At 44.2% G+C, this 26,057-nt stretch carries 22 protein-coding genes, 4 tRNA genes and 1 pseudogene; 16 read left to right on the top strand and 11 right to left on the bottom strand.

Annotation, left to right across the window (positions count from 1 at the left end; all coding sequences use genetic code 11):
* The first annotated feature begins 41 nt into the window (after positions 1-41).
* Complete coding sequence (locus T494_RS0106280) at positions 42-1,034, top strand: hypothetical protein (RefSeq protein WP_028505566.1); 993 nt, start codon at positions 42-44, stop codon at positions 1,032-1,034.
* A gap of 115 nt (positions 1,035-1,149) precedes the next feature.
* Here the strand turns inward: T494_RS0106280 and T494_RS0106275 are convergent, their stop codons facing one another.
* Entirely contained in the window at positions 1,150-2,937 is a 1,788-nt protein-coding gene (locus T494_RS0106275) for a GGDEF domain-containing protein (RefSeq protein ID WP_028505565.1), read from the bottom strand.
* Positions 2,938-3,122: 185 nt separating this feature from the next.
* Here T494_RS0106275 and T494_RS0106270 point away from each other — a divergent pair, with 185 nt between their 5' ends.
* The 6 genes from T494_RS0106270 (at position 3,123) to T494_RS0106245 (ending at position 8,222) form a co-directional block, all read left to right on the top strand.
* Complete coding sequence (locus T494_RS0106270) at positions 3,123-4,250, top strand: bifunctional chorismate mutase/prephenate dehydratase (protein WP_028505564.1); 1,128 nt, start codon at positions 3,123-3,125, stop codon at positions 4,248-4,250.
* On the top strand, positions 4,247-4,768 hold the full coding sequence (gene ispF / locus T494_RS12495; protein ID WP_051540158.1) for a 2-C-methyl-D-erythritol 2,4-cyclodiphosphate synthase: 522 nt from the start codon (positions 4,247-4,249) through the stop codon (positions 4,766-4,768). The genes T494_RS0106270 and ispF overlap by 4 nt, the downstream gene beginning before the upstream one ends.
* A gap of 17 nt (positions 4,769-4,785) precedes the next feature.
* Positions 4,786-5,220, top strand: coding sequence for a GNAT family N-acetyltransferase (locus T494_RS0106260; protein ID WP_028505563.1), 435 nt, complete (start codon positions 4,786-4,788; stop codon positions 5,218-5,220).
* Positions 5,221-5,402: 182 nt separating this feature from the next.
* On the top strand, positions 5,403-6,422 hold the full coding sequence (gene aroF / locus T494_RS0106255) for a 3-deoxy-7-phosphoheptulonate synthase (protein WP_028505562.1): 1,020 nt from the start codon (positions 5,403-5,405) through the stop codon (positions 6,420-6,422).
* A gap of 94 nt (positions 6,423-6,516) precedes the next feature.
* A complete protein-coding gene (locus tag T494_RS0106250; RefSeq protein WP_028505561.1) occupies positions 6,517-7,071 on the top strand; it encodes an RNA polymerase sigma factor in 555 nt (184 codons plus the stop codon).
* On the top strand, positions 7,068-8,222 hold the full coding sequence (locus T494_RS0106245) for a hypothetical protein (RefSeq protein ID WP_028505560.1): 1,155 nt from the start codon (positions 7,068-7,070) through the stop codon (positions 8,220-8,222). Before T494_RS0106250 ends, T494_RS0106245 begins: the two co-directional genes overlap by 4 nt.
* A 47-nt stretch (positions 8,223-8,269) precedes the next feature.
* Here T494_RS0106245 and pyk read toward each other — a convergent pair whose 3' ends face one another.
* Complete coding sequence (gene pyk / locus T494_RS0106240) at positions 8,270-9,688, bottom strand: pyruvate kinase (protein ID WP_028505559.1); 1,419 nt, start codon at positions 9,686-9,688, stop codon at positions 8,270-8,272.
* Positions 9,689-9,792: 104 nt separating this feature from the next.
* Positions 9,793-11,373 carry a protein phosphatase 2C domain-containing protein gene (locus tag T494_RS0106235; RefSeq protein WP_028505558.1) on the bottom strand — a complete coding sequence of 527 codons (1,581 nt, stop codon included), beginning with the start codon at positions 11,371-11,373 and terminating at the stop codon, positions 9,793-9,795.
* A 122-nt stretch (positions 11,374-11,495) separates the two neighbouring features.
* On the opposite strand from T494_RS0106235, the gene T494_RS0106230 reads away from it, so the two are divergent.
* Together T494_RS0106230 and T494_RS0106225 are read left to right on the top strand one after the other, a co-directional pair.
* Positions 11,496-12,158, top strand: a complete 663-nt coding sequence (locus tag T494_RS0106230) for an HAD family phosphatase (protein ID WP_028505557.1) — start codon at positions 11,496-11,498, stop codon at positions 12,156-12,158.
* Positions 12,159-12,365: 207 nt separating this feature from the next.
* Positions 12,366-13,691 carry an aspartate kinase gene (locus T494_RS0106225; RefSeq protein ID WP_028505556.1) on the top strand — a complete coding sequence of 442 codons (1,326 nt, stop codon included), beginning with the start codon at positions 12,366-12,368 and terminating at the stop codon, positions 13,689-13,691.
* A gap of 92 nt (positions 13,692-13,783) precedes the next feature.
* Here T494_RS0106225 and T494_RS0106220 read toward each other — a convergent pair.
* The 5 genes from T494_RS0106220 to T494_RS0106200 form a co-directional block, all read right to left on the bottom strand.
* Positions 13,784-13,856, bottom strand: a tRNA-Thr gene (locus T494_RS0106220).
* 137 nt (positions 13,857-13,993) lie between these two features.
* Entirely contained in the window at positions 13,994-14,560 is a 567-nt protein-coding gene (locus tag T494_RS0106215) for a biotin transporter BioY (protein WP_051540146.1), read from the bottom strand.
* Positions 14,561-14,680: 120 nt separating this feature from the next.
* Positions 14,681-16,018, bottom strand: a complete 1,338-nt coding sequence (locus T494_RS0106210; RefSeq protein ID WP_028505554.1) for an NlpC/P60 family protein — start codon at positions 16,016-16,018, stop codon at positions 14,681-14,683.
* Between the two features lie 115 nt (positions 16,019-16,133).
* Complete coding sequence (locus T494_RS0106205; protein WP_028505553.1) at positions 16,134-16,835, bottom strand: tRNA threonylcarbamoyladenosine dehydratase; 702 nt, start codon at positions 16,833-16,835, stop codon at positions 16,134-16,136.
* A 21-nt stretch (positions 16,836-16,856) separates the two neighbouring features.
* Positions 16,857-17,621: an AraC family transcriptional regulator gene (locus T494_RS0106200; protein WP_028505552.1), complete on the bottom strand. Its 765-nt coding sequence runs from the start codon at positions 17,619-17,621 to the stop codon at positions 16,857-16,859.
* 176 nt (positions 17,622-17,797) lie between these two features.
* Between T494_RS0106200 and T494_RS0106195 the strand changes: the two genes are divergently transcribed.
* The 7 genes from T494_RS0106195 to T494_RS0106165 all read left to right on the top strand — a co-directional run bounded on the left by T494_RS0106195 (position 17,798) and on the right by T494_RS0106165 (position 21,933).
* Positions 17,798-19,198 carry a family 16 glycosylhydrolase gene (locus tag T494_RS0106195; RefSeq protein WP_028505551.1) on the top strand — a complete coding sequence of 467 codons (1,401 nt, stop codon included), beginning with the start codon at positions 17,798-17,800 and terminating at the stop codon, positions 19,196-19,198.
* Positions 19,199-19,338: 140 nt separating this feature from the next.
* Positions 19,339-20,253 carry a DUF5685 family protein gene (locus tag T494_RS0106190; protein WP_028505550.1) on the top strand — a complete coding sequence of 305 codons (915 nt, stop codon included), beginning with the start codon at positions 19,339-19,341 and terminating at the stop codon, positions 20,251-20,253.
* On the top strand, positions 20,250-20,858 hold the full coding sequence (locus tag T494_RS0106185) for a J domain-containing protein (protein ID WP_028505549.1): 609 nt from the start codon (positions 20,250-20,252) through the stop codon (positions 20,856-20,858). Before T494_RS0106190 ends, T494_RS0106185 begins: the two co-directional genes overlap by 4 nt.
* 68 nt (positions 20,859-20,926) lie before the next feature.
* Positions 20,927-21,481 carry a hypothetical protein gene (locus T494_RS0106180; RefSeq protein WP_028505548.1) on the top strand — a complete coding sequence of 185 codons (555 nt, stop codon included), beginning with the start codon at positions 20,927-20,929 and terminating at the stop codon, positions 21,479-21,481.
* Between the two features lie 141 nt (positions 21,482-21,622).
* Positions 21,623-21,693 (top strand) — tRNA-Gly (locus tag T494_RS0106175).
* A gap of 57 nt (positions 21,694-21,750) precedes the next feature.
* Positions 21,751-21,824, top strand: a tRNA-Arg gene (locus T494_RS0106170).
* Positions 21,825-21,858: 34 nt separating this feature from the next.
* Positions 21,859-21,933 (top strand) — tRNA-His (locus tag T494_RS0106165).
* A 403-nt stretch (positions 21,934-22,336) separates the two neighbouring features.
* Here the strand turns inward: T494_RS0106165 and T494_RS14125 are convergent.
* The 3 genes and pseudogenes from T494_RS14125 to T494_RS0106150 form a co-directional block, all read right to left on the bottom strand.
* Positions 22,337-22,474: pseudogene (locus T494_RS14125) on the bottom strand (IS4 family transposase); the annotation flags it as partial.
* A gap of 362 nt (positions 22,475-22,836) precedes the next feature.
* The gene (locus T494_RS0106155; protein ID WP_028505546.1) at positions 22,837-25,188 is read right to left on the bottom strand and encodes an FtsX-like permease family protein; all 2,352 of its coding nucleotides are present in this window, start codon (positions 25,186-25,188) and stop codon (positions 22,837-22,839) included.
* Positions 25,189-25,201: 13 nt separating this feature from the next.
* Positions 25,202-25,963, bottom strand: coding sequence for an ABC transporter ATP-binding protein (locus T494_RS0106150; RefSeq protein ID WP_028505545.1), 762 nt, complete (start codon positions 25,961-25,963; stop codon positions 25,202-25,204).
* Between the last annotated feature and the right edge of the window lie 94 nt (positions 25,964-26,057).

The following is a 26,057-nucleotide window of genomic DNA, read 5'->3' as shown; positions in this document are numbered from 1 at the left end:
ATAAATATCATGTATAATCAACGAGTCAGTGAGGTGAGAAAATGTCCGACAAAAATGACAAGGCTCGTGAGATACTTGACAAGAGCGATTACGAATACGAGAAAAAGATATATGAAGATGAAAAACGCAGGCAGCAGGAGCTTGAGGCAAAAAAACAGGCTGCGATCGCTGCACGAAAAAAGCGTGAAAAAGAAGCCATAAAGGAGCGTGAGCGTCAGCTTGCTCGTGAGAGGATAGAGCTGATGAAAAAGAAGAACACAGAGGACTCCACGCTGCAAGAGTCAGGGCAGGAGGAAGATGCCCAAGAAGCACAGGAAACGGCTGTAAAGCTCAGTCCAAAAAAGAAAATACAGAATTTCATTTATCTGAATAAGTGGTGGCTTATTCTTGCAGGCTTTGTTGTATTTATTGCGGCATTTATAATCTATCATCAGCTTCAGATCAAAAAAGCAGACCTTACGGTTATGATGATAGCCAACAACGGTCTTACCACTAAAGAAAAGGAGCTTGAGGAGCTGTTTGAGGAATATGTGGATGACATTGACGGCAACGGTTATGTTCATGTGAACGTTATCGTTATGCCACTTGATCCAACATCAAATTCCCAGGATCAGAAGGACACCCGCAGCAAGTTCCTGGCTAATCTGTACAGCACAGAGAGTATGCTGGTAATTACAGATACCAACACAGAGTATCAATATCTTGAGATAATGGATCACAAGCTAAGCGAGAAATTCCCCGGGAACAAATATGTGGACGAGATCGGGTTCTCCCTTAATATGCAGCTTGTTGCCGACAAAATAGGTTACAAGGATATGCCAAATGATGTACATATATCAATAAGGCAGCCTGTGGCGACCGTAGAGGACAGCCTTGAGACTGCAAAAAAGAATTATGATACAGCTTACAAATACCTTGAAAAGATGATAAAAGATCTGACACAAAAGGCAAAGGATAGCGATGATCCCGGACTTTCTACACCACCCAAAAAGCTTGATCTTCCACAGGTAAGCACAGACAGTTCATCACAATAACAACACTTGAATAACAAAAGCGACCAAGATTTCTCTTAGTCGCTTTTTATAATTATTCTTTAAAATGTTTGTCTGACTTTTGGGGATCAATTCAGTATTTCCTTGGGTTATTTTTTTACAGTTTTATTTGTATAACTCGGTTCCTGCCCCTGCGTTTAGCCTCATAAAGACAGTCATCAACGTCCTTAAACAGCTTTGTTCTGTCAAAGACCTCTCCTCTGAAACAAAGACAGCCGATACTTATGGTTATTTTTTCTGGTATATCTTTATACTCATGCGCTTCCACCGCCTTGCGAACCTCCTCGGCAAAATCGGCAGCCTGATCCGGATCCATATCCGGGATAACAGCAAGAAATTCCTCACCGCCCCAGCGTCCCACAGCGGCACATTTATGTGATGAAACGTGTTCATCAAGCAGGTGTGCTATTTCTACAAGCACGCCGTCACCAACATCATGACCATATGTATCGTTGACATTCTTGAAGTAGTCGATATCCAGCATGAGCATTGTCACATATGCTCCCGTCTGCTCTGCATTGTCAATAACATCGCTTGCAAACTCGTCCAGCCTTCTGCGGTTATAAAGCCCGGTCAGAGCGTCATGGTTAGACAGGATCCTGAGCTGCTCATTGACTTTTTCAAGATCATCGTAGGCGTTCTGAAGCTCGCTGGTGGTAGCCGAAACAAGCTGTGACAATCTCTTTATAAGTGAAGCCTGCCCCTTGAGAACGGAATCGTCTACAACGATCTCACCAAGGTCGCCCTCCGGTCTTTCACCCTCACGCATGGCAATGGACAAAAGTGTTATATTGTACTCCCAGACATTTCCTGTGTTTGGATCTCTCTTTACCTCGCCCCAGGTATGGAAGCCTGCGGTCTCGGCTATTTTCTGGAACGGGATCATTTCGATGTTGACGTAATTCTCCCAGAAAGACTTACGCACCGAGCAGGAATAGAGCAAGATAGCCTCAGGTCTGAACTCAGCGACCTCTTTAAGTCGCTTGTTTACACCCTCCACAATAAGTCCGGGATTACCGTAGCAAAGATAGATATCCATTCCCTCGGTAACATATCCCGCCATGTTCAGCGTTCCGTCTTCCTCAACATTAAGGGTGTGTCTTAAAAGCTCATCACCGTCCGTCTTGGCGATAAGCGGGAACTCAAAGGTGTTTTCTTCAAAATTATCATGCCTGTTGATCTGAAGATACTTCTCATATATCTCCACAGCAGGTATATTGTTTATTTCAATAAGCCTGTTTTCATCAGACTTGGTTACCTTGAAGGCATGACCGAGAGTTTGCCAGCCCACCGATTTATCAACGTTTATATGAAAATTCTTCCCAACATACGACACAAGATACAATGTATCATCTGTAAGACCCTGTTCATCAAAAACAAAGTGTTCCCCGATATTCATATCGTGTCCCCCGGCATATCCGCCAAATACCTGAACACCTTGCTTTGATGCGCTTACAGCTTCCCAGATAAAACGGGTATTTATTTCCGTACCCGGCAAAAGCACTTCAACAGCCTTTATATGCTCTGTTTCATTTATAATGGAGGCAATTTGCTGTCCAACCATTTTCTCTCTGCCGTTTACGTCGTTAAACCTTGTAAATCTGATATCTGTCTGCTCAAAAAGCATAGCAGAGATAAGGATCCCCCTATCCATCAGCCTTCCTTCGATGATCTCACCTGCAGAAACAGATCCCACAAGGACACAGCCGGGAAATCCGGATTTCAGATCCTGACACAGGCTGAGCAGTATCTTTTCATCAAGTATACCACTGTAAACGTGAAACAAAAGACTTTTGTACTTCCCGCTGTCCATTTCAGACTTTACTTCTCTGAGCTGGGAAATAACATCTATCTTTGTGTGATACTCGATCACGATCTGTTTCAACACAGTCACCTCCAAATTTGTTTTATGTATATAACCAATTTAACATATTTATCCCAAAGAGTCAATAAATTTCTACAAATAAACTTATACAAAAAAAGTGACAGTCTTTTGTGAAATGTTTGTTTTCACCCCTTGAAAAAACACAATAGATGTGATAAACTTTATAAAAGCAAGGGGGAGATCAAATGGAACTTGAAGAATTAAGAAAGAAGATAAATGTTACCGACGACAGGATCGCTGAGCTTTTTATTGAAAGAATGAAGCTTTGCAAGGATGTTTCCGAATATAAGATCAAAAACGATCTTCCCGTTTTTCAGAAAGGACGTGAAGAACAGATACTTCAGAGAATGAAGGATATGTTCCCGGAGGAATTGAAAAACTCATCACAGGTACTTTATCAGACGATCATGGATATTTCCAAGTGTCTTCAGTATCAGGATTTCTTTTCCGATAAAAACAGCATTGAAAGTGAGTATGTTGACCTAAACGCAAAATGCAAAGCTGCTGTTCCGGGAACGGAGGGTTCTTTCTCGCAAATGGCGTGCAAAAAGCTTCTTCCAAACGGCGAAATTACTTTCTTCAACGGTTTTGAGCAGGTATTTGAAGCGGTCGACGACAAACGTTTTGATTTTGGAGTTGTACCCATTGCAAACTCCACAGCAGGATCTGTTACGGCAACATATGAGCTTTTGAAAAAATATGATCTGAAGATCTGTGCCGGTACAAAACTGCGGATCTCTCATTGTCTTGCTGCAAGGCAGGATACCGATCCCGAGGATATACAGATAGTCTATTCTCATGAGCAGGCACTTATGCAGTGCTCAGAATTTATATTACATCACGGATACAAAGGACACAACTATGCAAATACCGCACTTGCCGCTCAGTTCGTTGCCCAAAGCGACCGTCCTGTTGCAGCGATATGTTCCCGTGAATGTGCTCTGAACAACGGTTTGAAAATATTAGCCGATGATATTGCCAACGCATCGGAAAACTACACGAGATTTATTGTAATTTCCAAGAAAACACTTTGCACGGAAAAGGCGGACGTTATATCGGTTTCCCTTTCGCTGCCCCACGAAAGATCTGCGCTTTACAGACTGCTTACAAAGTTTTCGGTTGCAGGTCTGAATCTGACCATGATAGAATCACGTCCACTGGCAAATACCGATTTTGAAGCGGTTTTCTATCTTGATTTCCAGGGCAGTATCAAAGATCCCAAAGTTGCAATGCTTATAAACCAGCTTGAGGACGAGCTCGGCTACTTTAAATTCTTAGGAAACTATGAGTTCATTACGGAGGTGCAGAAATGAGGATCGGACACGGTTATGATGTACACAAGCTTGTAAAGGGCAGAAAGCTTATTCTCGGCGGTGTGAGGATAGTAAATGATATGGGACTTCTGGGACACTCCGATGCTGATGTTCTCACCCATGCAATAATGGACTCCCTTCTTGGTTCTCTTGCTCTTGGCGATATCGGAAAGCTTTTCCCGGATACAGACGAAAGATATAAAGGTGCAAACAGCATCGAGCTTTTGAGGCAGGTTGCAAGGCTTATCGAGCAGAGAGGTTTTCGTATTGTAAATATCGATTCCACTATCTGTGCGCAAGAGCCTAAGCTTGCCGGTCACATAAATCATATGAGGCTTAATATCGCAAGAGCCTGTGGGATAGATGTTTCACAGGTGTCCATCAAAGCAACTACCGAGGAAGGTCTGGGCTTCACAGGCAATCTTGAAGGCATATCGGCAACTGCTGTGTGCCTTGTAACAGAGAGAAATGTGGGCTTTTTCGGTGCTTTCACGGGGAATATGCCATTTTTAAGATAAGGCAAGGTGAGAAAATGATCATCAGAGAGATCACAGATAAAGACTTTGACGGTCTGCTCAAACTTTATATGCAGCTCCATGACAACCCTTTTCCCGCAAAAGATGAAAGGGTCATGGAAGTTTGGGAAGGCATTTTAAATGATGAAAACCACCATATTATCGTTGCGGATGAGGACGGAACTATTGTTTCGTCCTGTGTTTGCGTTATAATACCTAATCTCACTCGTGGTCAAAGACCTTACGCATTTATAGAAAATGTTATAACAGACAAAGATCACAGAAAAAATGGACTTGCAAAAGCCTGCCTTAACTATGCAAGAGATATTGCAAAAAGTAAAAACTGTTATAAAATGATGCTTTTAACAGGCTCAAAAGAGGAAAGCACTCTGAAATTCTATGAACAGGCAGGTTATAACAAAAACGACAAAACAGCCTTTGTACAATGGCTTTAAATATTCACAGGGCTTGACCTGTTTTGTGTAAAATGCTAAAAAAGATGAACAAGATGAACAAAATGAAAACATTACAATTTACTCTTGACAGTTTAAAGAAAGAGTGATATACTTTAACACATAAAAGCTTAAAAGGATAAAAGCTTTAAAGCATAACAGTAACGAAAGGATATGAATTAGAAATGATCATTATTTTCAACTCCCAGGCTACCAAGGAGAACGTCCAGGAGCTTATTGCGGATATTCACGCCAAGGGACTTAAAACCCACCTCAGCGAAGGCGACCACACCACACTGGTGGGAATTATCGGCGACACCACAAGGCTCGATATTGACAACATTAAGAGCGCAAGCTACATTGCCGACGTAAAAAGAGTTTCCGAGCCTTACAAAAAGGCAAACCGCAAGATGCACCCGGATGATTCATACATCAAGGTCACAGACAAGGTGACCTTCGGCGAGGGCATTTTCAATGTTATCGCAGGTCCATGCTCGGTGGAGACGGAAGAACAGATCATCGAGGTAGCACAGGACGTTAAGAAAAGCGGTGCAACGCTTCTCAGGGGCGGTGCTTTCAAGCCCAGAACTTCACCTTACTCTTTCCAGGGACTTGCCGGCGAGGGTCTGAAGCTTCTTCTGGAAGCCAAAAAGGCAACAGGGTTGCCTATCGTTACCGAGATAATGAACTTGGTTCACCTTGATATGTTCCAGGACGTTGACGTTATCCAGGTCGGCGCAAGAAATATGCAGAACTTTGACCTGCTCAAAGAGCTTGGCAAGTGCGATAAGCCTATCCTGCTCAAAAGAGGACTTGCAAACACCATTGAAGAGTGGCTCATGAGCGCAGAGTACATCATGGCAGGCGGAAACGAGAACGTAATTCTCTGCGAAAGAGGCATAAGAACCTTTGAAACAGCCACAAGAAACACACTTGACATTTCCGCTGTACCGATGCTCAAGCACAAGACTCACCTGCCTGTTATCATTGACCCGAGCCACGCAACAGGTATCTCATGGATGGTTCCGCAGCTGGCAAAAACTGCGGTCAGCGCAGGTGCGGACGGAATCATGGTCGAGGTTCACAACGATCCTCCGAAGGCTTGGTGCGACGGCGCACAGTCACTTAATCCGCAGCAGTTTGACGATCTGATGACAGACCTCAAGCGCAGAGTTGAGTTTGAAGGCAAGAAATTCTACATATGATAAAACAAGCCCGCTTTTTATTAAGTGGGCTTTTAAAATGTGACCATAGGCACAGATACTCCGTCTTTATGTGCAAGGGAGCGAGGTGAAGGATATGGACGACGAGAAAATAATAGAGCTGTTTTTCAAAAGGTCTCAGGAGGCTATTAACGAGACCAGGGAAAAATACGATACATATTGCAGGGTCATAAGCACAAATATCCTTTCGGACAAGCAGGACTCGGAGGAATGTTTAAACGACGCATATCTGAAGCTGTGGAACAGTGTACCCCCTGAAAAGCCTAAATCGCTTAAAGCATATTTAGGATGCATCGTGCGCAACCTTTCCCTTGACAGGCTGGAAAAGAACCGTGCACAAAAACGTGGAGGCGGTCAGACCGAGGCGGTGTTTGAGGAACTTGCAGGATTTATCGGCACGTCAAATATACAGATATCCGAGACGCTGGCGATACGTGAGGCGATAAACAGCTTTCTGAAAGAGCTTGACAAAGAGTCCAGAATAATATTCGTGCAAAGATACTGGTACTTTTGCAGCATAAAGGAAATAGCTGTGCAAATGGAGATAACGGAAAGCAAGGTCAAGATGCGGCTTTCAAGGACAAAGGAAAAACTGCGCAAGCATTTGCAAAAGGAGGGGTTTGACATATGAACGAGTTGAATTTTGCACGGCTTCTGGGCGGCATCGACGACAGCCTCATAACCGAAGCTGCACCTAAAAAGAAAATAGTCGTTAAGACCTTCCCGTGGAAATATGCAGCCATTGCATCGAGTATAGCTTTAGTTTTCTGCTTTCTGGCAATGGCTCTGGTGTTCAGCAGAAAAGATGTGGACACAGCCTCGGAAAGTGCGGATACCTCTGTGACAGAGGAAACAGATTATGAGAAAAAGATAGTCAAAACGGACAGCTCTTCCGATGCACTTGATTCAGAAACAACAGCGCAGAAACCCAACGAGTTCTATACAGAGATTTTCCTGCGCAATAAATACAGTTTTGAACAGTCTTTGTATACAAAATATATATCGACACATAAGGAAATAAAAAAGGATTTGATAGGTAAAGAGATAGGCGAATATCATGATATAAATGAGTTAACGATGAGATACGAGAAATATAAAAATTATGATATAGCGAAAACATATATTTTACAAGGCATTAGTTCGGATCTGGCTGTTGCCGTTGGCTTTATTGACATGAGTGATTTCTACCGTAAAATTGAGAAAAATAATGATAATTTAAACCTCAATGTCGAGAGATGGAACTATATACAAAGCCATAAACCAACGGATTTCTACGTATATATCAACGAGGATTACAAGGTGTCCACACTTTATCAGCTTGGATTTGAGACTAATCTGAAGGAGAACGGCTCCTACGGGTCTGCGTATTACTATACCGACGGCGGAAAAACTATTGAGTTCCAGGGGATCGACAAGCAGAAGGTCTGGGATATTCTTTTTTCCAATGGCGAGAAATACACATTGGTGGATGATCCCGACAAACTGCTGTTGAACGGGAATTTCAAACAGAAGCTGGATATAAGCACCAATATCCCCGTACTTGGCTGCGAGAACAAAAGTATTTCAATAAGCGAGAACGGCTATCTTTTCACCAACATTCTTAACAAGGCATTGATATTCAATATCGGGGAAGAAAAGGCGAAAAACATTATTGATTACGTTAAGAACAACTGCAAAGGCTACGAGCTTGTTTACCGGGAAGGTGACAACAGCCAAAACGCCGAAAACGCCAATGAACAAAAGGAACGATCCGGGACAGACGAAAGCAAAACGGGTGAGTAACAAAAAAACGGGCTGCTGCGATATGCAACAGTCCGTTTCGCTTTTTATCAGTCTATTCTCTCCACCTTCAGAAGGTTGGTAGTTCCGCTTACTCCAAGGGGAACGCCTGCTGTGACAACAACAAGGTCGCCTTTTTTAAGGTAGCCCTTTTCCAGAGATACCTTTATTGCGTGCTCGATAAGCTCGTCGGTATTGGTCTTTTCGTCCATAAGTCCCGGCTTTATGCCCCAGCTGAGATTAAGCTGGTGACAGGTCGTTTCGTCCGTAGTCAGGGCAATTATCGGGCAGTTTGGTCGGAACTTGGAGAGTGTCCTTGCCGTTCCTCCGCTCTTTGTTACGGTAAGTATAGCAGCTGCGTTCAGATCGTGTGCGGTGGTAACGCTTGCGTGAGCGATAGCATCGGTTATTGTGGGGTCAAGCTCATCAGCGTGCTTTTTAAAGCGGCTTATGTAATCAATGGCACCCTCTGTGGTCTCTGCGATCCTGCTCATGGTCTTTACTGCTTCAACAGGGTATTTTCCTGCTGCGGTCTCGCCGGAGAGCATTATTGCAGAGCTGCCGTCATAGATCGCATTGGCAACGTCGGTTATCTCTGCTCTTGTAGGGCGTGCATTTGATATCATTGACTCAAGCATCTGGGTGGCGGTAATAACGTTCTTTCCGGCATTATAAGCCTTTCTTATAAGCGTTTTCTGGATAGCGGGTATTCTTTCAAAGGGTATCTCTACACCCATATCGCCACGGGCCACCATTATTCCGTCGGCAGCTTCCAGTATCTCGTCGATATTTTCTACGCCCTGTGCATTCTCTATTTTGGCAATTATCCTGGGATTGAACCAGCCAAGAGACTGGGTGAATTTTCTAAGATATATAACGTCTGCACCTGTTCTTACAAACGATGCAGCGATATAGTCAAAGCCCATTTTTGCGCCGAACTCAAGGTCTTTCATGTCCGCATCAGAAATGTATGGCATAGAAAGGTTCACGTCGGGAACGTTTATTCCCTTTCTGTCGGACACCTTGCCCCCTCGGATAACTCTGCACACGATATCCGTGCTGTTCACGCTTTCAGCTTTAAGCTCGATAGCACCGTCATCTATCAGGATACTTGTACCAAGGGAAACGTCCTTTGGAAGGTTAGCAAAGCTTATGGAGCAGATCGTGTTATCCCCTTGAACATCACGGGTGGTAAGGGTAAAGCTTTCGCCTTCGGCAAGGACAGCGCTGCCCTCTTTAAAGGTTTTCAGCCGCACCTCGGGACCTTTTGTGTCAAGCAGAGTTGCGATATTAAGTCCAAGCTCGCTGCGCAGCCTGCACACCTGTTCAAAACGCTTTTCATGGACGCTGTGCTCGGAATGAGAAAAGTTGAAACGGGCAACGTCCATGCCGCTTTTCATCATTTCACGCAATATATCATCATTATCGGTGGACGGACCGATAGTGCATACTATTTTGGTTTTTTTCATAACATATCCTCCTTGATCAAACAATATAATTATAACTCATACAAGCTCCAAAGTCAACAATATCGTACACAAAAAACACCGCAGAACAAACTGCGGTGCAATTATTATTTCTTTCCCAAAAGGTTTTCCAGCTTTGCAAGGCTTGATGCGGACTGGTGGAGAAGCTCGACCGTATTAAGCTCCGGACCGGACTCACTTTCAGAGCTTTGCGGCGCATCATCCTCCTCATCAAGGTTAAAATCGCCCAGAGAAAGCTTTGACATTCTTTCAAGGAACTCTCTTTCCATTTCAGCAGGTCCCTTAACGTGTCCGGGCATTGCGCTCCCCATGACCTCTATCTCCCTTATGGTCTGGGCAGTATTTTCCGCATTGGACACAACTGCGCTTACAGCACGCTCTCCAAGGGTATACAGATCAAGCTCCTCAGGCTCGTCTGTGCTGTCATATGCAGCTTTGATCTCCTGCTGCTCCTGCTTTTGAGAATCCTTTGCAGCCTTGGCATTCAGCAGAGCCTCTATAAGGTCATCCTCAGCCTGTCCGTCATCGGTCTGTAAATTATGCTCATATGTATCCTCGGCGGCTTCCTGTGCCTTTTCCTCAGGCTCAGCCTGTTTATCATCCGCCGTCACAACAGCAGTATCATCAGCCATGACCTGTGCTTCAGGCTCCTGCTGCGGCTGAGGCTCAATTTCAGCCTTCTGTTCCGCCATGCTTTCACGAATAATTGTTTCCTCAGCCTCCTGCACGCTTCTGTTTGGCTTATCCGGCAAAGGATCAGGTTCCATTCTCACATAAGGCTGAGATATTATCTCGTTGATATCAAGGGTCAGTATCTCGCCCAGCTCGTCGGTTTCTCTTATAAGATCTCGGATATTAACGGTCTTTTCCACGTTTTCAGAAGTTATATTTTCAAGCTCTCTCTTTGTTATATAAGGCTTGATGCCCACGATAGAAAGATTATCCACGCTTCCGTTATCAAGGGCAAGCTGTGCGATGGCTTCCAGCCTCTGAGAAAGGGGCAGGTCAAGTCCCATACCTATCTCCAGCTGCTGCTCGGTGACGTAATCGGAAATACCGTCGGAAACTATAAGAATAGTGTCGTCAGGCTCTTTTCCGAAGCTTGTAACAAGCGGAACAAGCTCCACCTCAGGGTCATTTGTAACACTGCCCACAGAGGATACGATAGCATTTTCAAGATTAGGTGCGATCTTTGCCACGGCTCCCTCATCGCCATGCTCATAGACAAACTGTCTGTAAGACTGGTCAGTGGAGATCTGCCTTATTGCGGCGTTTACAAACCTGTACATACGGCTGTCGCCCACGTTTACGCACATAGCTTCGCCATTTTCATCAACCGCAAGGGCACAAAGGGTGGTCTGCATATTAACAGAAAGACTTTCCCCTATCCCCTTTCGCTTAATGTCATGGTGTATATTCAGCACCTCACGCTTCAGATCAACATCTGCATGGTAAACTATGTCCGAGAGCTGTTCAAGACAGAGCTGTGCAGCCACTTCGCCAGCGTTTTCACCGCCTACACCGTCGCATACAGCAGCGATAAATGGTGCAGAAAGAGTTGTACAACAGCTGCCATCGGACACAACATCTTTATATATAAGGATCCTGTCCTCGTTATTCTCACGGACATTGCCCTTTGAGGTCAGACCGTAGATATAATAATTCACTGTTACACACCTCCTACCGTAAATTTTATAATAACACATTTTACACCTGTTGTCAATGAACTATCCATTGATTTTTCCCATTAAAGGAAGTATAATATGAAAAGCGGCAAGGAGGCGGCACGATGAAAGACAGGATACTGGGAGTTATATTTGATATGGACGGGCTTATGCTTGACACGGAAAAGCTTTACACACGCTTCTGGAAACAGGCAGCAGCTTATTATGGATTTGAAATGACTGATGAACACATACTGGGCATACGGTCAATGGCGGCAAAATACGCCTGTGTACATCTTAAAGGAATATTCGGCGACAGCTTTGATTATTATGCTGTACGTGAAAAGCGCAAAGAGCTTATGGACGAATATATTGCGCTGAACGGAGTTGAAAAGAAAAATGGGCTGGATGAGCTTCTGACCGAGCTTTCAAAGCGAAGGATAAAGCTCGCCGTTGCCACAACCACAAACAGGGAACGGACTGGGAGATACCTTGAACAAACGGGTGTGATAGGTTATTTTGATGCAATAGTTACAGGCGACATGATACAAAACGGAAAGCCCTCGCCTGACATCTATCTGGCAGCAGCAGAGGCTCTTGGGCTTGATTGTAAAAACTGCATTGCTCTTGAGGACTCCCCTAACGGGATACTGTCTGCGTACCGTGCCGGCTGCAAGCCTGTGATGATCCCCGATCTCTCCCAGCCGGACCGGGACACCAAGCCTATGCTTTATGATTGTTTTCCGTCTTTATACGATTTTTGCGCTAAGCTTGATGTTTTGCTTTGACAAACACCTGCACTCCGCTCACGCACGTTGTGTTTGCCGAGGGTGAACAAGCGTATTTCACAAACGAACAGATAAAATTTAATATTTATTTGTCAAAATACACATTGACTTAAAAGAATTATTTTTGTATACTGTTTATTGTACTGTTTAACCGGCGTTTTAAATGTGTTATAAACGCCCAATCTAAATTGAAAATGAGGTTTTGGTATGACTAAGGTTGTAAAATTCGGCGGCAGTTCCCTTGCCAGCGCAGAGCAGTTCAAAAAAGTAAAAGCTATCATCACTGCTGAAAGCTCCAGAAGGTTCGTTGTTCCCAGCGCACCGGGAAAAAGAAACAGCAAAGATACAAAAGTTACCGATATGCTTTACGGCTGCTACGATCTTGCGGCAAAGGGCAAGGACTTCAAGGACGCATTTGATAAAATAAAAGAGAGATACAACGGGATAATCAGTGAGCTTGGGCTTGACCTGTCGCTGGATCAGGAGTTTGAGATAATCAATGCCTGCTTTATCGGCAAGGCAGGACGTGACTATGCCGCTTCAAGGGGTGAATACCTCAACGGTATCGTGCTTGCAAACTATCTTGGATATGGTTTTATCGATGCAGCAGACGTTATCTTCTTTGACGAGCAGGGTCACTTTGACTCCAAAAAGACAAACAAGGCTCTCAGAGAAAGGCTTGAAGGAGTTGAAAACGCCGTTATTCCCGGCTTCTACGGCTCCATGCCAAACGACACAATAAAGACTTTCTCAAGAGGCGGATCGGATATAACCGGTTCTATCGTTGCAGCAGCTGTTGGCGCAGATCTTTATGAAAACTGGACAGATGTTTCCGGATTTCTTTTTGCAGACCCAAGAATAATAAATGATCCTCAGACCATTAAGATCATCACATACAAAGAGCTTCGTGAGCTTTCTTACATGGGTGCTACCGTACTTCACGAGGACGCTATCTTCCCTGTAAGAAAAGCAGGTATCCCTATCAATATCAAAAACACAAATGCTCCCCAGGACAGCGGAACATTCATTGTTGAGTCTACATCACAGAAGCCTGAGTTCACCATTACAGGTATTGCGGGTAAAAAGGGCTTTACCGCCATCAACATTGAAAAGGACATGATGAACGCTGAGCTTGGCTTTGGCAGAAGAGTGCTTGAAGTGTTCGAGAAAAACGGCATCTGCTTTGAACATATGCCTTCAGGTATCGACACAATGTCCATTGTTGTTCACCAGCAGGAATTTGCTCCCAAGGAGCAGGAGATACTTGCAGGTATCCACAGAAACTGCAAGCCTGACGTTGTAGATATCGAAACAGACCTTGCGCTTATCGCCGTTGTGGGCAGAGCCATGAAGTCCAACAGAGGTACAGCAGGCAGGATATTCTCTGCGCTGGCACACGCAAGGGTCAACGTAAAGATGATAGACCAGGGCTCCAGCGAGCTTAACATTATTATCGGAGTAAGCGAGAGCGACTTTGAAAAGGCTATGCAGGCAATTTACAGCATTTTTGTTGACACACAGCTTGAAAACTGATCTGTTCAGCAAATTTCAAAATAACAAAAGGACAGCTTAAAACTGTCCTTTTTATTATGGCAAAAAAAACTCCCGATCATCGGGAGCCTGAAAGCTGTTAACCGGATTTGAACCGGTGACCTCATCCTTACCAAGGATGTGCTCTACCAACTGAGCTATAACAGCAAGCAGAAGTATCTGCAACAGTTATATATTATACACTATAATTCCTTTATTGTCAAGAGGTATTGTGCTTTTTTTCAAAAAAACGCCCTCCAAAGGGGATAATGGAGGGTGTATTTATATCAGGCGTTCTTTTGAGATCACGCACCTGATTTAATGAGTCGGTGTCTGAGCTCACGGCATATAAAATAAGCCGCCGCAACAGATATAACATCTTTTACAAGATACGGGACCGATACAACAAGAAACGCATTCCAAAGGCTCTGTCCCGAGGTTATTGCAAAGTGGACACAGCCAAAGGCATGGCAAACGGCAAGTCCGGCAATACCAAACAGAATTCCCGCAATCACGGAAATCGCATTCTTTTTATTAAAAAAATTGCTTCCAAGTCCGCAAAGCACAGCCATGATAACAAATCCGATTATAAAGCCGCCTGTAGGACCGGTGATAACGCCGAAACCGCCTTTGAAACCCGCAAAGACAGGTGCGCCAACTGCTCCCACAAGTACATAGACCAAAATGGATATACCCCCTTTAAGCCAGCCGAGAAAATATCCCGCAAGTGCCACGGCAAAGGTCTGGAGGGTCAGTGGAACATTTGTTGGCAGCGGCAGGGATATCTGTGACAAAACTGCTGTTACAGCTGCGAAAAGTCCCATAAAAACAAGATTACGTGTGGTGAAAACTTTTTTCTCATTCAAGTTCATCATTCCTTCTGAATTGATTTTACCACACCGAGCCAAAATTGTCAACAAGCGCAATACAATTAGTATACAATTATTCAAAAAGAAAAAGCTGCAGGTGAAAACTTGCAGCTTAAAATCTTATCAGCCGATAATTCTTCTGATGTTATAAATTGGGTTGTATCTTGAGAAAGATGCAACGTTTGAGATAACTATTCCTGTGTTTGAGTTCTCAGCGTGTACCATAAGTCCGTTGCCGATATACATTGCAACATGGTATACATTATAAGCACTTCCGAAGGTTATGATATCACCCGGCTGCATCTGATTGTAGCTTACGGCTCTTCCGCAGGAAGCCTGTGACTGTGCATAGTGAGGAAGGCTAATGCCTACCTGTGCATATGAGAGCATTGTCAGACCTGAGCAGTCAGTTGCACGGTATCTTGCACCTCCCCAGACATAAGCACCGCCAACGTTGCTCTTTGCATAAGCAATTACCTTATTGATCTTTTCGTTGCTTGAAGCAGGGGTGGCAGGCTGTGTTTTCTGTGTTGTCTTTTGTGTAGCCTGCGTCTTCCGGGTTACAGCCTGTGTTCTCTGGGTTGCGGGAGCAGCCTGTGTCTGAACAGAAGACTTCTTTGTGGTAGTTGTCTGCGGCTTTGCGGTGGTAGTCTGCTTGGTTGTGGCAGAAGTTGTTGTTGTAGTTGTGGTAAGAAGCTGTGAGCTTACCTGGGAATATTTCTGCTCCAGGTCGTTTGCTCTGGAAACAAGGGTCTGTTTTTCGGACTCTATTTTGTCAATATTCTTTCCTGATGCTGCCTGAAGGTCGGCAAGCTTCTTTTCCTGCTCGGAAAGCTCTTTAAGCTTATCGCCGTAGCGGACCATAGAAGTATCAAGTTCTTTTCTCTGGTCGCTGTACTGCTTTTTGAGCGTCTCAAGCTCCTTCTTCTGCTGGATAAGCTTGTCAAGCTGTTCGTTATCGTGAGCAGCCACACGCTTCATAAGCTCAAGCCTCATAAGGATGTCATAAAAATCGTCAGAGCCTGCAAGAACGCTCATATATGTATCTGAACCGCCTGCAACATACATTGCTCTTATGCGCTTCATAAACTCGTCTGTTTCAACCTTTATCTGCTGTGTCTTGCTTTCAATAGAACGCTCGTTATCACGCATCTTCTCGTCAAGGTCAGCTATCTTCTTTTCCAGTTCGCTTGCCTCGGCTTGTACCTTTTCAACCTTTTCACGGACCTGTGCATAGTCCTTATTTATACTTGCCAGGTTGTCCTTTTCTTTTAAAAGCTCGCTGTCGGCAGAGGATATCTTTGCATTTACATCAGCCTGCTCACTTTCGATGCTGCTCATCTCTGTCATAAGAGATTCTTTATCCGCAAAGCTATCGTTATATGAACCGATAGCAGTTACAGATATTGCCACAGCAGCGGTTGCCGCAACAACGCTTTTAAAAAATCGTAACTTTCGCATAAAATACTCTCCAAACTGTTAATACTTTATTCAAATTGTAATACTTTGTAACTCATTTGTAACCCTATTATACACTATGCACTAAGATTTGTCAAGTATTTTATGAAAATTGCACTTACAGTCCCTTTGTTATGGAATTTACAACCTGAGAAGCGATGATAAGACCGGCTGTGGGAGGAACAAAGGCATTACTTCCGGGACAAAGCTTTTCCCCGTCCTTGACGGTGGGTCTTACAGGTTCCTCTTTGGAATAAACGCAAAGGAGCTTTTTTACTCCACGTTTTTTCAGCTCCCTTCTCATCACTCTCGCCAGGGGGCAGACAGATGTCTTGTATATATCCGCAACTTCAAGCAGCTGGGGGAAAAGCTTATTCCCTGCACCCATAGCTGAAATGTGGGGCACTCCAAGTTTTTCGCATCTCACGGCAAGTTCGATCTTTGCAGGGACAAAGTCCACTGCGTCCACCACATAGTCATACTGTGAAAGGTCAATGCTGTCTGCGTTGTCGGGAGCATAAAATATATCCATGCCCCGCACATCACAGTTCGACGAGATGCTTTTCACACGCTCTGCTGCCGCATCGGTCTTTTTCATGCCGATGGTACGGGTGGTGGCGATTATCTGTCTGTTAAGGTTTGACTCTGCCACGGTATCATTGTCGAATATATCTATCCTGCCCACGGCGCTTCTTGCCAGGGCTTCCACAACATAGCCTCCTACTCCCCCAACGCCGAACACGGCTATCTTTGCGCTTTTCAATCTTTCTATGCCCTGCTGTGAATACAGCATTTCCAGGCGTTCAAATCTTTCTTCCATATAAAAAACCTCTTACATCGTTTATTCTTTCCTGCCCTGAGATATTTCCGTATTAAAGGAAAACATATTCCTGTATTTTTTCGGTGTCACGCCCTCATAAACTCTGAATATCTTTGTAAAATAGCTCTGACAGGAAAAAGCCAGTGTCTCGGAGATCTGCGAAAGAGAATACCCGGAGTATTTAAGCATATTCTTTGCTGCTCCGATCTTTCGTCTTATGATATAATCGGTTATGCTCTCCCCTGTTTCCTTCTTGAAAAGGCGTGATAGATAGCTTCGGCTAAGACCTGTGTACTGTGCGAGCTCATTTGTGCTCACCTTTTTATGCAGGTTATTATAAATATAGTTGATGCACAGAACTATCTGCTTTGAATATACCCTGTCCTTGCGCAGCTCTCTCATTCGCTTGGTATAGTCCATGCACATATTACGGTGCAGACCGGATATCTCACGTGGGGTGGTGCACCTGTCGCAGCTTTGTATATAAAGATCGCTGAGGCTGTACGCAGTTTCATGCTCCATTCCCGCTTCGATACAGTATCTCGCCACCATGGCTGCGGTTATGGCAAAATGATACTTCAAATTCTGGAGCTTATCCTCGCAAAGCTTCCCAAAGCCTCCCTTTTTATCAAAATCCTCCGCACAAAGCCGTGAGACCTTTTCAATGTCGCCGTTTTTAACAGCGTAATAAAAGTCAAACTCGGGGATATAGGGTGCATGAAAGGCAGAGTTTTCTCTCAAGGCATACTCACGCACAGTAAGCTCCTTATCTATATTCAAAGCCATTTTCAGTCCACCTTTCGATATGGGACATCGTCCCGTCATTCAAGCGCATTGTATCACCGGTATTATAGCATAATTATTATAAAAAAGCAACGATTTTTATATAATTCTTTTCACGCTTATAATACAATTATATCAAGGAAAAAACTGAAACTGTAATTATACGGAGGTTAAGAGATATGAAAAGCAAAAAACTGCTTTCCCTGATCGTTGCCTGTACAATGGCACTTTCAATGGCATCCTGCGGCAGCTCCAGCTCTGATGGCGACAGTTCCTCATCAGGTTCATCAAACGCATCACAAAACAAGACCGAGGCCCCAAAGCTTGATGGATACGAGCTTTTGTGGAGCGATGAATTTGACGGTGACAAGCTCAACGAGGACATCTGGAGCTACGATCCCCACGAGCCGGGCTGGACAAACAACGAGCTTCAGGAGTACACCACGTCCACAGACAATGTTTTTGTAAAGGACGGCAAGGTAATACTCAAGGCAATAAAGTCCCAAAAAGACGGCAAGGACTATTACACCTCGGGAAAGATAAAATCACAAAACAAGAAGGACTTTACATACGGCAAGGTTTCCATAAGCGCAAAGGTCCCATTCGGAAAGGGTTTATGGCCTGCACTGTGGATGATGCCCACAGACGAGCAGCACTACGGTCAGTGGCCTAAATGCGGCGAGATAGACATAATGGAAGTGCTGGGAAATGACGTTTCCACAGCCTACGGAACAGTTCACTACGGCGAGCCTCATTCCGAACAGCAGCAGACATACAAGCTTATTGAAAGCGACTTTGAAAAAGAGTTCCATGAATTCTCTGTTGAATGGGAACCGGGCGAGATAAGATGGTACATTGACGGTCACGAATACCTCAAGGTAAACGACTGGTTTACCGCTGTTGAGGGTGAGGACGACAAGCCTTATCCTGCTCCATTCGATCAGCCGTTCTTTGTTCAGATGAACCTTGCAGTTGGCGGCGACTGGCCGGGCAACCCCGATGCGGACACCAACTTCGATAAGGCAGAATTCGAGATAGACTACGTAAGAGTATATCAGAAGCCAAACTACGATAAGAATGTAAAGAAGCCCGAGGTGACCATGCGACAGGCTCTTGAAGACGGCAACTACATCTACAACGGCAGCTTTGCAGAGGCTGAGGATCTGACTGACGATAAAAACTGGAAGTTCCTGTTGTTCAACGGCGGCGAAGGAGCTGCAAAAATCGAGAACAACGAGATCGTTATAAATTCAAGCAAGGAAGGCACAGAGGAATATTCCGTACAGCTGGTACAGCCAGAGCTGCCTATGATAAAAGGCAAGAAATACCGTGCGACCTTTGAGGCATATGCGGATGAGCCAAGAGACATGATCGTATGCGTTTCTGCTCCCACCGCAGGCTGGGTAAGATATCTTAAAGACACCAAGCTCAAACTTACAAAGGAAAAACAGAAATTCACCTATGAGTTTGACATGACGGCAAAAACCGATCCCAACGGTAGACTTGAGTTCAACATGGGCAAGTGCGGATCAACTGCAACGATCCACATCTCAAATGTCAGAGTGGAGGAAATAAAGTAGGATCTGCACATGAAAAACAGAATGATTTTGATAAGTCCCTGCAGCGAAAGCTATGCAGGGACTTTTTTAGGTGTTGACAAAAGCTATTAAAAGGTTGTATAATGTATGGGTGTATGAATGCCTGCAAGGAGGTAGAGGATATGTTCGGGTATATACGTGCGTACAAGCCCTATATGCGTGTGTATGAATTTGAGATCTACCGCAGCATCTATTGCGGGATATGCAAGGATATGCACCGCCGATTCGGCTTTTTTACCCGCTTCACCCTATCCTACGATGCAGCATTTCTTGCTCTTATGGACCTTTCGGTACATGACAGAAAGCTTGTGGAAAAAAGCGAAAGGTGTATCGCACACCCATGGAAAAAGACTATGTGTGCAGGCTGTGAGAACGATCTTTCCTATGCGTCGGATATGTCGGTATTGCTCACATATCACAAGCTCAGGGACGACTTTTCCGACAAGGGCTTTGGCAAAAAGCTGTTATCTGCCATTGCGCTGCCGTTTTTCATAAAGCCTTACAAAAAAGCTTGCGCTGCGCATAAGGAAATAAGTAAGAGCATTGCCAAGGCTATGAAGCTTCAGAATGAAATAGAAAAGCAAAAGACCGCAGGGATAGATGCTGCCTGTGAACCTACGGCACTGATGATGCAGGCGGTATTTGAAGGGCTGGGAAGAAACAGTAAGGAAAGAGAGCTGCTCAGACGTTTCGGTTACTGTCTTGGACGGTATATCTATGTTACAGACGCTCTTGACGACCTTAAAGACGACATAAAGCAGGATAACTACAATCCGCTGAGGATATATATGCAGCAAAAAGGCATTAAGCTCACCGATGGTGGAAAGGTTCCCCGGGAGGTAAAGCAGTTCTGCAACTGGACGGTCAATATGTCGCTTGGAGTCCTGGCGGACAGCTACTATGCTCTCAGGCTTAAACGGTTCAGGGATATTCTTGACAATATTGTATACCTTGGGCTTAAAAACACATATGATCTTGTTAAAGAGGAAAAATTCAACAAAAGAAATAAACCTAAGAAAGGAAAGGCAGTAATATGATAAACGGAAAAGACCCATACGTTATACTGGGTGTTCAGAGAAGTGCCACAGAGGAAGAGGTAAAGGCGGCATACAAGGAACTTGTAAAAAAATATCATCCTGACCAGTACGAAAACAACCCGCTGAAAGATGTTGCAGCCGAGAAGATGTCCGAGGTCAATCAGGCTTACGACGAGATAATCAACAACATCAGAAACAGCGAGGCTTCAAGCAGATACTCTGCAAGCGCAAATTTCGACAGTCAGCAGATCAGATATCTTATACAATCAGGCAACATTACCCAAGCGGACGATATGCTTTCGGCGGTTGACCCCACACGCCGTGATGCGGAATGGTACTTCCTTAAAGGCTCGGTTTGCTACAAGCGTGGTTGGTTCAACGAGGCCTACGAGAATTTCAGCCGTGCTGCTTCCATAAATCCGGGCAACGCAGAATACGCTGCTGCACTCAATCAGCTCAATTCCCAGCGCAGCGGCTCAATGGCGGGCAATCCAATGGGTACATACCGCAACAGTAACGCAGATGCTATGAACTGCTGCTGTGATCTGATATGCCTTGATTCCTGCTGTGAATGTATGGGCGGTGACCTTATCCCCTGCTGTTAATGCTATACGACGGACTGTTACGGACAGCAAAGACTTCACACGGACATTATCAACGGAGATAATCATAAATGGATAAAAAGAAAAAAAAGATAAGCTTCAAGGTGGCTCTTGGCGGCATTATCAGCGCAGTTTGTCTGCTTTCAATGTTCTGTTCGGGCTTTCTTCCCATGCTGGACTACGCTATTCCCACCTTTGCAGGCTTTCTCATGGTGGTCATGATAGTTGAGGTGGACCGCAACTGGGCTATCGCCACATATGTTGCTGTGGCTCTGCTTTGCCCGCTCATAACCCCGAACATACAGGCTTCGGTGCTGTTCATAATCTTCATGGGATACTACCCTATACTGAAATTTGGTCTTGACCGGAGCAAAATAAGCAAAGTGACACGATGGCTGATCAAATTCCTGGTTTTCAACGTGGCTATGGCTATGTTCTTTATTATCTTCACAAAGATCTTCGTATCACAGGATATGATGGACGGAATGGAAAACTTCGGAAAGTATGCAATTCTTGTGCTATGGCTGGCGGCAAACTTCTTCTTTCTGCTATACGAGGTCGCCCTTACCCAGATGATAGATCTTTATGTAAACTGGTTCAGAAAAAAGATATTGAGGAAAAAATAACAGTTCATCATAGCTTGTGTTCCGGTTATGATGAACTTTTTGTTAATAGTTGAAAATAGATAAAAAGTGCTTGACAAATTAAGGCGTGTGTGTTATAATAAATAGCGTCGATTGAGGCAATGCCTGAGATTTGATACTTTTGCGGGTGTAGTTCAGTGGTAGAACCCCAGCCTTCCAAGCTGGTCATGTGAGTTCGATTCTCATCACCCGCTTTAAGCACAAGCTTGCACTTCCGGTAACTCCGCAGTGCATTTTTTATGCTAATGTATGCGTCATTAGCTCAGTTGGATAGAGCAACCGCCTTCTAAGCGGTAGGTCACTGGTTCGAATCCAGTATGGCGTGTTTACCTGATTTTGTGTCAGGTATTATTTTTATGGTGGGTATAGCGTAGCTGGCCTAACGCGTCAGATTGTGGCTCTGAAGACCGAGAGTTCAAATCTCTCTACTCACCCTTTAGTACCGTTTGCATCGGCAGGCGGTACTTTTATTTTATCAGATATTGGTTTTCCCCCCAAAAAAAGAGTACCCTGTTTAAAGCAATATCATTAAGCTAAGGAATCAAACAAATGCAGTCATTGGCAAACAAAAACAGCCAATGACTGCATTATTTTAAAGTAGGCATATCAAAGAAAGCCGTCGAAGAAGTAATCGACTGCCCAAAATGACTTGACAAAATTGATGGGATTATGCTACCCTGTAAATGAAGTATGCAGCGTGCTTTCGTGAAGGGGCACGAGGATTGCTCCCGCCGGGTCGGATCGGCAGGATGTGAGCTGCAATAAGTACTTCAACATTAGACGGAGGTATTCTTCGCAAAAGGAAAGCTCTTTACCGCAGGCATTATTAGAAAAATCATAAAACAAATCTTCGAAGGCAGAGGGAGATATCTTGCTGCGAGCCTGAACAAAAGCAGAATTAGAAGGTGTCGCTGAGCTAAATTGGAAATAGTTCAGAAGTTCGTGAGACAAAGATGAACCTTCCATAGACAACAAAGACATAAAAATATCCTGAGGTTTAAATTTGCCTTTGCGAGTAAAGTCTTTATCGGGTGATACAAAGAAGCTGCTGTGCTTGGTACAAATGCGATTGATGGAACCATTCAGTTTTTTTCTCAATCTGCCTGCAAATTTCATACTTGAGTCCTCCTTTGAAATGGTAAAACTACTATACCTATTTCAAAGGGTTTCATTGCCATAGGCAATGAAACCGCACAAAATCGCAATTTTGTCAAGCCATTGCAGCTAAAGTTTACAGTTATTTAATACTCACGGTAAAAAAAAGAGCCCACATCTTTTTGATGTGAACTCTTCGTTAGCTTAATGATATTGCCTGTTTAAAGGTACTCTTTTTTAGTTTACTCACATATAAGCTCAGTGGTCTGTACAGTCCTGATGCGCCTTGAGGACATATAAGAAAAGCCTGCAAAGCAAAGGCATATTACTGCGGCAGGGATAATCACCTCAAAAACTGTAAGCGAGTGCATAAAATCAGTCATTCCCACGATCTTCATAAGCATTGACAGCAGTGGATTTGTGGCAAACACAGCGATCACTGTTCCGACGATACAGCCAAGCACCCCGATCATCAGAAATCTCACAGAAAACTGTGCCCGCAGATTTCCTGTTGTAAAGCCTGTGGCTTTGAAGATGCCTATATCGGTGCGCTCACGCAGGAAGGTAACTTTGCAGATAAGGCTTACTGCTACCAGCAGGAATATTGCCGAAACTCCCACAACGATCACCACGATCAGCACAAGGAACATATTTACCAAGTCCTCTGTGGTCTCATATATAGATGTTTTGTTTGCCGCTTTGGCAAAGAGCCTGTCGCCCATTTGTTCATTAAGGGCTTTTACTACTTCTTCGTCCTTACTCTTATCATCAAGATAGATATTTGTCAGATAAGGCTTGATCCCTATTCGCTTTGCACCGTCCAATGTGGTGCAGAAAAGTCTTCCGGACTGGGCTGTGGTCTGGACGATACCCACTATGGTATAGTCTGCCTTGTTTCCCGAATTGGAAACTGTGATACTGTCGCCTATCCCCTTTTCAAGCTCGTCGGCAACAATTTTCGTAATTATCACCTCGTTGTCGTACTCGGCAAGCTTTCCCTTTATGGGTTTATAATATCTTTCAAGGTTATCCGTAGCAGTTGAGCCGTAAAGCACGTCATCTGCAAGGATATTATCGGTGTAAGCAACAAAGTCAGCCTCTGCCTTGGGGTCGATCTGTTTGATCTTATCACGGACAAGCTCCATATCACTCTGTTCAAACTCGTTGAACAGCTTGGCGGAGACATTTGACCAGTTGTATCCGAACATTTCTTCAAAATTTATGCCATTGGTTAGATTAAAGATAGTGACCATAAAGAACATCAGCAGAACGGTTATCAGAAAGACAAATATATAATGGCGGAGTCCTGATGTGAGCGCACGCATTGACATGGACACAGGCAGGGATCTTTGCTTCATGGGCATACTAAGTCTGCCTGTGAAGTGGACGTCCTTATGAGCATTATTAAGGGCATTTACAGGGGATATTTTCTTTAATTTGCGTGTTGAGAAAAGTATAAAAAGCACAAATACCGCTATCATCGCAATGGCTATTATGCTGTTGCTTAAAAAGTCTATGGAACAATCGGTCCATATTCCGGTCACGGTCATAAATAGCTTGCCCATTACCGAAAGCATCGGCACAGAAACCAACAGACCTATGACCGTTCCGCAGATGAGGGCAAACACGTACTGTACAATATAAGAAAGTCTTATCTGCCACACGGTGAACCCCTGTGACTTTAAAATGCCAAGATCTACATACTGCATTTCCACTGTGGAATTTATACTGTTGAGCATCATAAGTCCAACCACGACCGCAAGCAGTCCCACAAAGGCATACAGCAGGCTGGTGCCCACATCGGCGTATATCTCGGTATAGCTCACAAGCTCACTGCGGGTAACATAAAGCATTGACTCGTCAACAAGTCCGCATTGGTCATTGAGCTGCTTTACAAGCTCAAAATCCTTGATATCGCCTGATTTAAAAATATGCAGCATCTTTGTGGGATAGATATAGTTATTATTGACGCTGCCTTCTTTTATACCCTCGGCAATTCGATCCCAGTCATTTTCGTTTATATAGAAATTCTCGTAAGCCACAAGGCTTGTGCCATAGATAGGATCTTCCACAAAGCCCTTTATTTCAAAGCTCTCACGGGTATTGGGAGATGTCTGTATCTCAAGCTTGCTTCCCCGCTCCAGTCCATACATTTTTCCGAAGCAGAAAGACACATACACCTGTCCCTCAGATAGCAATGGAGGTTCATTTTCAAATCCGTCAGAGTTTTCTTTAAAAACTTTAAGCTCCTTTTTCTGCTTTATAAGTCTTGTTTCAAACTCCAGCTCCTTGCCGTCGCCATAGCAATCCATTGCAACAAAAAGCATATCGTCGCTGCGGCAGGAGCTTACATTTTCGTTTGCAGCAAGCCCGTCGATAACTTTGGTGGGTATCTCGCTGCCCTTGTAAGTCATTACCAGATCGCCCACGCCATAATGGTCAAGGGACTGACTGAGAGCTGTGTTCAAGTTCTTTGAATTACTCACCGAACAGGAGTAGGAAAAGACGATTATCGCCATAAGGATAATAACGCTCCGGAATGCTCCTGTCTTAAATCTTATATTGTTTTTTACAAGGTAAAGTACAGACTTCATATTTATGCCTCCCTTACCACTGCATTGAGCTGAGCCATGCGTTTACCTGCGTTTCACGGCTCTTTTCCTTTTCAGCTTCAAAGGGCGGCATTGTCATTTCTCCGCTTATCGTGCCGTCCTCGATATATATAAGGCGGGTGGCTCTCACGGCTGCTCTTACGTCATGGGTGACCATAAAAACAGACTGTCCGTTTTGGTTAAGCTTTGTGAGAAGGTCAAGCACTTCGATTGTATTACGCCTGTTAAGAGCACCTGTGGGTTCATCAGCAAAGAGCACCGAAGGCTGACTTATGACAGCTCGGATAATAGCGCATCTTTGCTGCTCTCCTCCCGAACACTGTGAGGGCAGGTGATCCTTGACTTCGGATATACCCATGGTGTCAAAAAGCTCTTTTGCTTTTTTGTCGGTCTCCCCTGACGGTACACTTTTATCAAGATATGCAGGCACCACCACGTTTTCAAACAAAGTCATATTACTTACAAGGTGCATTTTTTGAAAGACAAAGCCAAAGTCCTTGCGGCGAAGCAGAGTAAGCTCCTTTTCGCTGAGCTTTACAAGATCTTTGTCATTGTAGATGACCTCACCGGAAGTTGCTCTGTCCATTCCGCTCAGAGCATACAAAAGGGTGGATTTGCCGGAGCCTGATGCACCCATAACAACGGTAAGGTCCCCCTTATATACATCAAGGTCTATACCTGTAAGGACATGGTTCTGCACTCCGTTTGCGGCAAAGGATTTACATAGTTTTCTTGCTGAAAGCACGGTTTCTTTCATGGCGTTGTTTCCTTTCTTTAATTAACACAAGTTTTCTGCTGTGAGTACAGTGTAACACAGGAAACATTAAGAAATCTTTAAGGTTTCAATATTT

It is taken from the genome of Ruminococcus sp. FC2018 (genome assembly GCF_000621805.1).
In the GTDB taxonomy this organism is placed as follows: domain Bacteria; phylum Bacillota; class Clostridia; order Oscillospirales; family Ruminococcaceae; genus Hominimerdicola.
The sequence above is the reverse complement of the archived record's forward strand: the minus strand, read 5'-3'. Positions and strand labels throughout refer to the sequence as shown.